The sequence below is a fragment of the Mycobacterium sp. E1747 genome, from assembly GCF_001667775.1.
Taxonomy (GTDB): domain Bacteria; phylum Actinomycetota; class Actinomycetes; order Mycobacteriales; family Mycobacteriaceae; genus Mycobacterium.
Window position 1 is genome coordinate 1 of record NZ_LZJI01000112.1, and the last position, 10,454, is coordinate 10,454.

Sequence of the window (10,454 nt, forward strand, 5' to 3'; positions counted from 1 at the left end):
CCAGCGTGGTGCTGGAGTACCTCGACGTTCCCATCGCCATCCTGGACGTCACCGAGATCTACGAGTACGACCTGCAGCGCCTGGCCGAGAAGACCTACGGCACAACGGATTCGCGGCATCCCGGGGTGAAGAAGACGCTGGCGTATGCGGACCGGTTCGTCGCCGGAGACGTCACGCTCATCAACGAACCGGTGTTCAACGAGCCCTTCAAGAGGTTCTGGCTCACACCCAAGCAGCACCAGGACGCGCTGGCGGAGAAGAACTGGACGCACGTCGTCGCGCATCAGACCCGCAACGTCCCGCACACCGGGCACGAGGCGCTGATGAAGCAGGCGTGGTTGGCCGCCAACGAAGACCAGCCGGTCGACGACCTGAGAACGGGCGTTCTGGTCAACGCGATCATCGGGCAGAAGCGGGTGGGCGACTACATCGACGAGGCGATCCTGCTGACGCAAGACGAGCTCAGGAAGAGCGGGTATTTCCGGGAGGACGTCCACAAGGTGACCTTCACGCTGTGGGACATGCGATACGCGGGGCCACGGGAGGCGATCTTCCACGCGATCCTGCGCACCAACCTCGGGTGCACGCACCACATGTTCGGCCGCGACCACGCCGGCGTCGGCGACTTCTACCACCCGTACGACTCGCAGAACCTCCTTCAGGAACACCGGTCGGAGCTGGGCATCAAACCGGTGTTTTTGCGGGAGAACTGGTATTGCCCCGAATGCCGGGAAGTCACCAACTCGGCGCTGTGCGGGCACGAATCCAAGGCGCAGAGTTTCAGCGGGAGTCTGATCAGGAGCATCCTGACCGACGAGGTGAAGCCAACCCAGCAGGTGATGCGGCACGAGGTGTTCGAAGTGGTTCTCGAGGCTGCCGCCCAGTACGGCCGGGGCTCGCCGTTTGTCACCGAGGAGTACCTGGCCGACCGGCTGCCCGTGTTCACGCTGAACCCGTTGGAGGGAGCCCGATCATGAGCGGCGACGCGAAGAAGATCAAGGTCAACGTCTGGATCAACGAGGAACGGCTCGAAGCGCTGGCGAAAGCGGGAATGGCCGACTCGGCGAAGGAAGCCTTCGCCGGGATGAAGCTTTTGGAGATCTACACCACGGAAGAGCAAAAGGACATTGTCCTGCAACGCTTTCCAGGCTCTAAGTACGATTCCGCCACCACGAAGTCCATCGAGTTGCTGCCGAAGAAGGTCAAGGACAGGCTGCTGGAGCTGTCTATCGCGTTGCACTCCACGGGCCCCGACGTGGTGGACCGCTTCCTCGCCGAGTCGCAATCCTAGGCGCTCACGCGTCCAACCGGGTGAACCCCTGTCGGCGGTACTGCTCGACGCAGGCGGCGCGCCGGATCTTGCCGCTCGTCGTCGTGGGAATCGACCCAGGAGGCACCAGCACCAGATCGGCGACATTGAGACCGTGCGAACTCGAAATCGCCGCGGTGACATCGTTTTTGACGACGGCGAACCGGCGCGACACCTCCTCGTCGGAGTCGCCGCGTTTCTTCATCTCGATGATCGTCACCAGCTTCTCGGCCTGGTCGGTCGGCACGGAGATCGCCGCGACGCGGCCCCCGGTGATGCCCTGCACCGTCGACTCGATGTCCTCGGGATAGTGGTTGCGGCCGTAGACGATCAGAAGATCCTTCGTCCGGCCCACGATGAACATCTCGCCCTCGCAGACGAATCCGAGGTCGCCGGTGCGCAGCCACGGCCCAGCGGGCGTGCCCGGCGACGGGTCGGCCACGATGGCGGCGAAGGTGCGTTCGGTCTCCTCGGGCTTCTGCCAGTAACCCCCTGCCACGTTCTCGCCGTGCACCCAGATCTCGCCGACCGTTGCCGGCGGGCATTCCCGGCGGGTGTCGGGGTCCACGATGCGCACCGCCGGCGTGGTCGGCGTCCCGTAGCTCAGTAGCGGCGAGCCGCTCTCCGGCGAGCAGCGTTGGGCGGCGCCGTCGGACAGCTTCTCGGATTCGAAGTGGACGACCCGCGGGGCGCCGCGGGTGGTGCGGCTGGTGACGTACACCGTGGCCTCGGCCAATCCGTAGGACGGGCGCATCGCGCGGTCGTCAAAGTTGTACGGCGCGAAGCGTTTAGCGAACCTATCCAGCGTGGCGGGGTGGATGCGTTCGGCACCGCTGACGATGCCCAGGACGTTGCCCAGGTCGACGCCCTCCAGGTCGGAGTCCTTCGTCTTGCGGACGGCCAATTCGAAGGCGAAGTTCGGGGCCGCCGACATCACCGGCGCCCCGATCGACATCGCGTGGATCCAGCGCGCCGGTCGTTGCAGGAAGGCGACCGGACTAGTCAGGTCACCGCGATAACCGCCCATGATCGGCGCGATGACGCCCAGCACCAACCCCATGTCGTGGTAGAAGGGCAGCCAGGAAACGGCGGCGGCTTCGCGTGGCGGAACGCCGTTGAACTCGACGAAGTAGGCGGCCATCAGCTGCTGGAAGTTCACGTGCAGGTTGCGGTGCGAAATCATCACCCCGGCCGGCAGGCGCGTCGAGCCGGACGTGTACTGCAGGTACGCCGTGCCGGGGGCGCCGCTGAACCGGATGCTCGGCGCGGAGGCGCCGTCCAAATCCAAGGCGTCCACCTCGACGACGGCCGGGACGGTCGTCGAGCCCGGCAGCTGCAGGTACTCCGTGACGGTTCCTGCAACGGCCGACGTGGTGAGGACGACGGTGGGCGTGGTGTCGGCGAGGACGGCGCTCACCCGTTCGTCGTGTGTGCCCACCGCCGGCACGGACAGCGGCACCGCGATCAGCCCGGCCTGCATCGCGCCCAGGAAGGCCACGATGTAGGGCAGGCCCTGCGGAGCCAGGATCACGGCCCGGTCCCCGACGGCGCCGTGCCGCCTGACCTCATGCGCGACGTTCAGGGTCCGCTGGTACAGCTGCGCCCACGTCAACGTCTCGGTGATGCCCGCCCAATCGTGCTCGTAGTCGGTGTAGCGGAAAGCGATCTCGTCGGGCTGCAGACCCGCGCGTTCACGCAGCAGGGAGACCACCGACGCGTTCTGCATGCGGGTCAGGCTACCGCTTGTCCCCCGTTTGCGGACCACGGTTGCGGCAAGCCCGGACTCCGGCTGCCGGCTCGACGGCCCCGGCCGTGGGCCGCCGCGCCCGCCCGACTGCGCCGTGCCGCCGGGTGCCAACGAATACTGCTGTGCCGCAGCCCCGTTCAGGGCGTGGCGGGGCCGCGGTTCCAGGTGCGCGGCAACATCGGCGTGCGCGTGGCGCCGTCGACGGCATCGTCGCCCAGCGCGGTCAATCCGGACGGTGCGCCAGCCCTCTTGGTGGCGGCGGTTCCGGTGAAGCCCAGGGTTTTTGCGCCCCGATCCGAGGCGCTCGTCGAGGTTTCGGCGTCCAGGTACTCATACCGGCGGCCGAGCTGCGTGACGTCGGCCCGCTGGCGCCGCTCCTGCGACACCTCGTTCTGGGCCTCGGCCGCCGCGGGGACGTCGACGAGATCGGCGTTCGGCGACCGCTTCGCGCGCGTCCTGGCGCTCACCGACCCGCGCGCATCGGACGTCAACTGGCCGACCAGGTAGGCCAGACCCGGCATCGTCGCCCCGGGCGGCGCCGCCGGTGTCGGCGGTGGGGGACCGGGCGTGGGCGGTGCGGGCGCCGCGGCGGGCGCCGGTGCCGGGGCGGCCGCAGGCGCCGGGGCGGGGCTGGGCGTGGGCGGCGGGGTCGGCGCCAGCGCCGCCGGGACGAACGACGGGGCCGGCAGCACCGGAAGCACCGGGATAGCTTGCAGCCCAGCCAAACCCGTCAGGCCGGCCAGGCCGCCGACCAGGGTGGGCACCACCATCGGGAGCACGGAGACGGTCAGCAAGGGCACGATGGCCGGGATCAGCACGATCATCTGCTCGAGCAACGTCTTGATCAACGCGATGGTGTCGGTGACGATCGTGCCGATGGCTTCGATGGCGGTGAACAACAACGTCCAGGCGATGGTCGCGGGATTGCCGGAAGCGAACGCCGCGGCGAGGTCGGCCGCGATGAACGAAAACGTTTGCGTCAAATACGCGAAGTAGGAACCGAAATCCATCGGGTAGCCGAGGGCGAACGCGATGTTGAACGGGTTCAAGAAGCTCAGCGGGTTGCCGAGGACGGGCAGCCACGGGTCGAACCCGGAGAACAGCGCCTTGAAGAACGGGTTGTTCATCAGCAGGTCGATGAACGGCTGGATGAACCTGTTGTAGAAGTCGGTGAAGCCGATCCGATCCAGCCAGTCCAGGACCTCGTTCTGGCGGTCGGGGGGCAGCGACGACAGGGAGGAAGCGGCCGCCACCGTGTCGGCGGCCATGACTTGCGGGGCCGGCGTCGCTTCGGGGCTGGCAGCCACCGCGGCGGTGGCGACGCCCTCGTAGGCGCTCATCACGGTGGCGGCCTGGCCCCACATCCGGGCGTAGTCGGTCTCGTTGAGCGCGATCGGGATGCTGTTGATGCCAAAGAAATTCGTCGTCACCAGCGCGGTGTGCATGGCACGGTTGGCGGCCAGCTCGGGCAGGGTCGGCATGGCGGCCAGGGCGGTGCAGTAGGCGACGGCCGCAGCTTGCTGCTGGGCGGCCATGGCCGCGCTGTCGGCGCCGGTGCGCGCCAGCCACGCGAGGTACGGGGTGTGCGCGGCCAGGTAGACCTCGGCGGTCGGTCCGCCCCAGGCTCCGGACTGTACCGCCCCGAGCAGCGCGGTCAACTCGGCGGCGGCCTGGCCATACTCTGCGCTCAGCGAGCTCCAGGTCGCCGCGGCCGCCAGCAACGGGCCGGGGCCGGGTCCGCTGCTCAGTAGCGCCGAATGCACTTCGGGAGGGGAGGCCATCCAGATCGGTGCGGTCATCGGTCACCGCCTTGGGTGGTGGCCAAAGCGCCGAACGTGCGGGTGGGGGCGGGTTTGGCGTGGGCGCGGCGTCTGGGCGCCCATCCGGAGGTGGCATCGACGGCCACCCATGCCTGAGAACGGGACATGGTGAGTGACAGCTCTCTCGGGGTGCACCGCCCCGGGTCGCAGGACGCAATGACGCGAGTGTCCTGGCTCTCGGATCGCTGCTCGCCTCGCCTTCCAGCTTGTCAGCCGTGGCAGTTGAGGGTCGCTCCCCGATGACAGTGGCGGGACCGCGCCGGATTCGCACCGGCTTCCTGCATCGTCATCACCTTACGGGTGACATTGTCGCATGCGCTGCGACCGCCGGTCGGCAAATCCCGGCAAAACCCCCGGCGAAGGCGGGTCAGCCGCCGTCCGCTACCCGCAGGGCCAGTGAAAACAGCAGCCGCGCCTCGGGATCGGCCAGTGATGTGTCCAACAGCTTCTCGATGCGCCGGATGCGGTAGCGAACCGTGTTGGGGTGGACCCGCAACTCACGCGCGGCCGACGCGATGTCGCCGAAGCCGTCCAGATACACGCGCAGCGTGGCGGCGAGGACGGGATCATTAGCCCGCAGGCCGACGATCCGTGGATCGGTCAAACGCTGCTCGCGGCCGATCAGGGTGACGATCTCGTCGAGCAGGACGGTGGTGCGCGCCTCGGCCAGCGACGTCACCTGCGGAATCGAAATGGGATGCCGCGCAGCGCTGTCCAGCACGCGGTCCAGCTCGGCGCGCGCGCCGGCGATTCCGGTGAGGCCGGCGACCGGCGCGGCGATCGCGGCCCGCAACTGTACCCCGAGCTCCGTGCGCATCGCCGCGATGGTGCCGCGGACCCACGAGCTGACGGCGCGGCTCTGCGTCTGTGGCAGCAGCACGTAGACGCGCGACCCGCGCGAGGCTACCTGGGCGTCCCGGCGAAAGGCGCTGGCGCTCAGCGCCATAACGTCGGCAAGCCGGACCTGGCGCGGGGAGTCGTCCCCGGCCTCCCAGCCGATGAGCGCCGCGGCGCCGTCGGCGGTGAGGCCGAGTTCGCTTGCGACCGCGTTCACGTCGGGTTCGCCGTCGGCCAGGCCCAACAGCTGCTGCACCCGCCGCGCGTGGCCGGACGGCCGGGCGGCCAACCGTGCCATGATGCCTGCGGCCAGCACCGCCGCGCCCCGTAACATCTCCTCGGCGTCGTCGGCCAGGGGTTGGCTGCCCTGCTGCACCCAGATGGTGCCGGCGAAGTCCGGCGGCCGCCGCGGGTCGGGCTGGTAGATCCCGACGGCCAGCCGCGGGCGCAGGCCCAGCTCCGGGCGCTCGGCCACGCGTACCACACCGTCGCCGGCCCGCAGCGCGTCGAAAATGCCCCACTGGCCGATCCATTCGAGATGCTCGGGCGGTCCCGCCCTGCCCAGAATGGACAGGCGGCGCAGTTCGTCGGCTTCGTCATTGGAGGCCGAATAGGCCAGCACATGGGATTGCGCGTTTTCGATGCTGACCATGCCGTGGATGCGGTCGGCCAGCGACTGCGCCAAGCCGAACAGGTCGGTGCCCGAATCTTCCGCCGCATCGGCGCGGTCGCCGTGGTGCGCCAGCACGTGATTGACCAACTGATAGAGCCGCTCCCAGCGCGCCCGCGGCTCGACGGCCACCACCGCCGCCCCCGCCCCGACCGCCGCGCGCACCAACGCGGTCGACGGTTCCTTGGCGAAGATTGCCGCCGGCACGCGCTCACGCGCTTGCTTGGCGATCCACCGCAGGGCCTCGTCGTCGGAGACCCCCAGCAGGAAGAACACGTCGGCCGAGCCCGCGGCCGCCGCCAGCCCCAGCCGCACGTCGTCGCTGTCGATCAGCGCCGCCGAGCGCACCGGAAGGTCCAGCCCGCGCGGCGCCTCCACCAGGCTGACCAGGGTCGCGTCCAGGGCCAGCAGCAGCTGCCCCAGCCCCACACCGGCCATTGTTCGATCGTACTACCGATTGTGTCTGATCTTGTCCGATCGGCTAACTCGGGGAGTCGGCACGGCGAGGATCCTGGCACCATGGACGCGATCACCGAAGTGCCGTTGCCGGTCAACGAGCCGGTCCACGACTATGCGCCGCACTCGCCCGAACGCGGCCGGCTGCGCGGCGAATTGGCCGCGCTCGCCGACCACCCGATCGACCTCCCGCACGTGATCGGCGGCAGACACCGAATGGGCGACGGCGATCGCATCGACGTCGCCCAGCCGCACCGGCATTCCGCCAAGCTGGGCACCCTGACGAACGCCGGCCATGCCGATGCGGTGGCGGCGATCGAGGCCGCAATGGCGGCCAAGGGCGCTTGGGCGGCAACGCCTTTCGACGAGCGCGCGGCCGTTTTCTTGCGGGCCGCCGAGCTGCTGGCCGGGCCGTGGCGGGAGAAGATCGCCGCCGCGACGATGCTCGGCCAGTCCAAGTCCGCCTACCAGGCCGAAATCGACTCGCCCTGCGAGCAGATCGATTTCTGGCGCTTCAACGTGGCCTTCGCGCGCGAGATCCTGGCGCAGCAGCCCATCAGCGGACCCGGGGAATGGAACCGCAGCGACTACCGTCCGCTGGACGGCTTCGTCTATGCCATCACGCCGTTCAACTTCACCTCGATCGCCGGCAACCTGCCGACGGCGCCAGCGCTGATGGGCAACACCGTGCTCTGGAAGCCGTCGATCACCCAGACGCTGTCGGCCTACCTGACCATGCAGCTGCTCGAGGCGGCCGGGTTGCCACCCGGGGTGATCAACCTCGTCACGGGTGACGGTTTCGCGGTCTCCGAAGTTGCGTTGGCCGACCCGCGGCTGGCCGGCATCCACTTCACCGGGTCGACGGCCACTTTCCAGCACTTGTGGCAGCAGGTGGGCGCCAACATCGGCCGCTACGACAGTTATCCCCGGCTGGTGGGCGAAACCGGCGGTAAGGACTTCGTGGTGGCGCACCCCTCGGCGCGGCCGGATGTGCTGCGCACCGCGCTGATTCGCGGCGCGTTCGACTACCAGGGGCAAAAATGCTCGGCGGCGTCGCGCGCGTTCGTCCCGCATTCGGTGTGGCGGCGGATGGGCGACGACTTCCTGGGCCAGACCGCCGCGCTGCGCTACGGCGACATCACCGACCTGACGAACTACGGGGGCGCGCTGATCGACCGGCGGGCCTTCGCCAAGAACGTGGACGCCATCGAGCGGGCGAAGAGCGCCGCCCACGTCACGATCGCGGTGGGCGGCGAATACGACGACAGCGTCGGCTATTTCGTGCGCCCCACGGTGCTGCTCTCCGACGACCCCACCGACGAGGCTTTCGCCACCGAGTACTTCGGTCCACTGCTGTCGCTGCACGTATACCCCGACGACGACTACGAACGAATCCTCGACGTCATCGACACCGGCTCGCGGTACGCGCTGACCGGGGCGGTCATCGCCGACGACCGGGACGCCGTGCTGACCGCGCAGGAGCGTCTGCGCTTCGCCGCCGGAAACTTCTACGTCAACGACAAGCCCACCGGCGCGGTCGTCGGGCGCCAGCCGTTCGGCGGCTCGCGCGGTTCCGGCACCAACGACAAGGCCGGTTCGGTGCTGAACCTGCTGCGCTGGACGTCGGCACGCACCCTCAAGGAGACGTTCGTCCCGGCGACCGACCACACCTACCCGCACATGGCGGCCGAGTGATGGCCGGGCTGTTCGCGAGCACCCTGCGGCCGGCGATCATCGCCGCCAGCCGGCGATCGGGGTTGCGCCGCGCCGCCGAAGGACTGCCGGTCACCCGCCGCGTGGTGCATCGCTTCGTGCCCGGCGAGACGATTGGCAGCGCGCTGGATAGCGTTGCGGCGCTTCGCTCGTCGGGCCGGTTTGTCAGCATCGACTATCTGGGTGAAGGCGTTACCGACGCCGCCGACGCCGACGCTGCGGTGCAGGTCTACCTCGATCTGATCGACCAGCTGGCCCGATTCGGCGACGGCACACCCGTCCGCCCGCTCGAGGTGTCACTGAAGTTGTCTGCCCTGGGACAGTCGCTGGGCCGCGACGGTGAGAAGGTCGCCCGGGAGAACGCGTGGACGATTTGCGAGGCCGCGCAGCGGGCCGGTGTGTGGGTGACGGTGGACGCCGAAGACCACACGACGACGGATTCGACGCTGTCGATCGTGCGCGATCTGCGGCTTGACTTCGGTTGGCTCGGGCTGGCATTGCAGGCCTACCTGCGGCGCACCGTCGCCGACTGTGAGGAGTTCGCGGCGGCGGGTGCGCGGATCCGGTTGTGCAAGGGCGCTTACGACGAACCGGCCGCGATCGCCCATCGCGATCCCGCCGCAGTCACGCAGGCCTACCTGCGCTGCCTGCGGGTGCTGATGGCCGGCTCGGGCTACCCGATGGTGGCCAGTCACGACCCGGCCATCATCGAGGCGGTGCCCGCGCTGGTACGCGAATCCGGGCGTTCCACAACCGATTTCGAGCACCAGATGCTGTACGGCATTCGCGACCTCGAGCAGCGCCGGCTGGCGCAAGCGGGAAACCAGGTCCGCGTGTACGTGCCGTTCGGTACCCAGTGGTACGGCTACTTCATGCGGCGGCTGGCCGAGAGGCCCGCCAACCTGAGGTTCTTTCTGCGGGCGTTGGCCCAGCGCGGTCACTGAGCGTGCGCCCACCGCCTTACGTGTGCGGATGTGGCGGGAAAATCGCCGGAATCCCGCCCTGGCCGCACAAAGCCTGCGATGCACACTCGAGGCGCCAGCGTTGAGCCTAGCCGCGGTGGGGTGGGGGCCAATCGGGTTGTCCGCCTTGGTGGCTGGCGACGGTCGCCGCCGTGCGCCGATCATGCCGGCGGGTCGACTTCACCGCGCGAGTCACCTTGACGAGGTCAATACCCGCCGCCGTAAGCGCCCGGGGCGGCCCGGCCCGTAGCTGGCGGTGCCCTCGACCCCGACCCGCTCAACCTGGCCCAACGACGTCAGAAAACCTGATCGCCGCGGCGTAACCCGAACGTGTGGCCGGGAACTCCCGATCACCGACCGCAGTGCCGGTCAACGTAATCGCGGTGGGGTGGACCGTGTCGAGGGGTATCGGCACCGACAATGAAGAGCAGCAGGCCGGACAGATCAAGTTAAGGAAAACCCCAGCAGAGCGTCAGTCAGACCAGAGTCATGACCTGCGCGGTAACGCTCTTCGATCATCGATGTCGTACCCCGCTGCGATGATGGATTCATGTCTCCGATCGCATCGGCTAGCACGGAGGTGAGTCCTGCTGAGCGTTTGGATGAGGTGTTCGAGGAGTTGGCCGAGTTGGCCGGTCAGCGCAACGCGATCGACGGGCGCATCGTGGACCTGGTCGCCGAGATCGAGCGTGACGAGCTGTGCGGCATGACCGGCGCGCGCTCGGTGGCGGCGTTGGTGGCTTGGAAGCTGGGCTTGTCCTCGGGCGCAGCGCACACGATCGCCACCGTCGCGCACCGGGTCGAGGAGTTCCCCCGCTGCACCCAGGGTCTGCGCGACGGGCGGTTATCGCTGGACCAGGTCGGCGTCATCGCCGCACGCGCCGGTGAGGGCTCCGACGCCCACTACGCGGAGTTGGCGCGGGTGGCCACCGTGCACCAG

Annotated in this window: 8 protein-coding genes and 1 riboswitch; of the genes, 5 read left to right on the forward strand and 3 right to left on the reverse strand. The window is 68.9% G+C overall.

The annotated features are described in order from the left end of the window. Both A5695_RS11295 and A5695_RS11300 read left to right on the forward strand, forming a co-directional pair. Positions 1 to 977: sulfate adenylyltransferase (locus A5695_RS11295; protein ID WP_068081206.1), on the forward strand; the 977-nt coding region annotated here is incomplete at its 5' end. Continuing rightward, positions 974 to 1,291 (forward strand): hypothetical protein, encoded by a 318-nt coding sequence (locus tag A5695_RS11300; protein WP_068081209.1) that lies wholly within the window; start codon positions 974 to 976, stop codon positions 1,289 to 1,291. The genes A5695_RS11295 and A5695_RS11300, both read left to right, overlap by 4 nt. Before the next feature lie 4 nt (positions 1,292 to 1,295). Here A5695_RS11300 and fadD21 read toward each other — a convergent pair whose 3' ends face one another. From fadD21 to A5695_RS11315, 3 genes are all read right to left on the reverse strand, one after another. Beyond that, complete coding sequence (gene fadD21, locus A5695_RS11305; protein ID WP_068081212.1) at positions 1,296 to 3,035, reverse strand: fatty-acid--AMP ligase FAAL21/FadD21; 1,740 nt, start codon at positions 3,033 to 3,035, stop codon at positions 1,296 to 1,298. A gap of 158 nt (positions 3,036 to 3,193) precedes the next feature. Then, positions 3,194 to 4,855 carry a PPE family protein gene (locus A5695_RS11310; protein ID WP_068081215.1) on the reverse strand — a complete coding sequence of 554 codons (1,662 nt, stop codon included), beginning with the start codon at positions 4,853 to 4,855 and terminating at the stop codon, positions 3,194 to 3,196. Positions 4,856 to 5,019: 164 nt separating this feature from the next. Continuing rightward, a riboswitch (cobalamin riboswitch) is annotated at positions 5,020 to 5,202 on the reverse strand. A 41-nt stretch (positions 5,203 to 5,243) separates the two neighbouring features. Beyond that, positions 5,244 to 6,821, reverse strand: coding sequence for a CdaR family transcriptional regulator (locus A5695_RS11315; RefSeq protein ID WP_068081218.1), 1,578 nt, complete (start codon positions 6,819 to 6,821; stop codon positions 5,244 to 5,246). A gap of 81 nt (positions 6,822 to 6,902) precedes the next feature. Between A5695_RS11315 and pruA the strand changes: the two genes are divergently transcribed. From pruA to A5695_RS11330, 3 genes are all read left to right on the forward strand, one after another. After that, positions 6,903 to 8,534 (forward strand): L-glutamate gamma-semialdehyde dehydrogenase, encoded by a 1,632-nt coding sequence (gene pruA, locus A5695_RS11320; protein WP_068081221.1) that lies wholly within the window; start codon positions 6,903 to 6,905, stop codon positions 8,532 to 8,534. After that, positions 8,534 to 9,496: a proline dehydrogenase family protein gene (locus A5695_RS11325; RefSeq protein WP_068081224.1), complete on the forward strand. Its 963-nt coding sequence runs from the start codon at positions 8,534 to 8,536 to the stop codon at positions 9,494 to 9,496. Before pruA ends, A5695_RS11325 begins: the two co-directional genes overlap by 1 nt. A 568-nt stretch (positions 9,497 to 10,064) precedes the next feature. Further along, the coding region (locus tag A5695_RS11330; protein ID WP_156749582.1) for a DUF222 domain-containing protein at positions 10,065 to 10,454 on the forward strand (390 nt) is incomplete at its 3' end.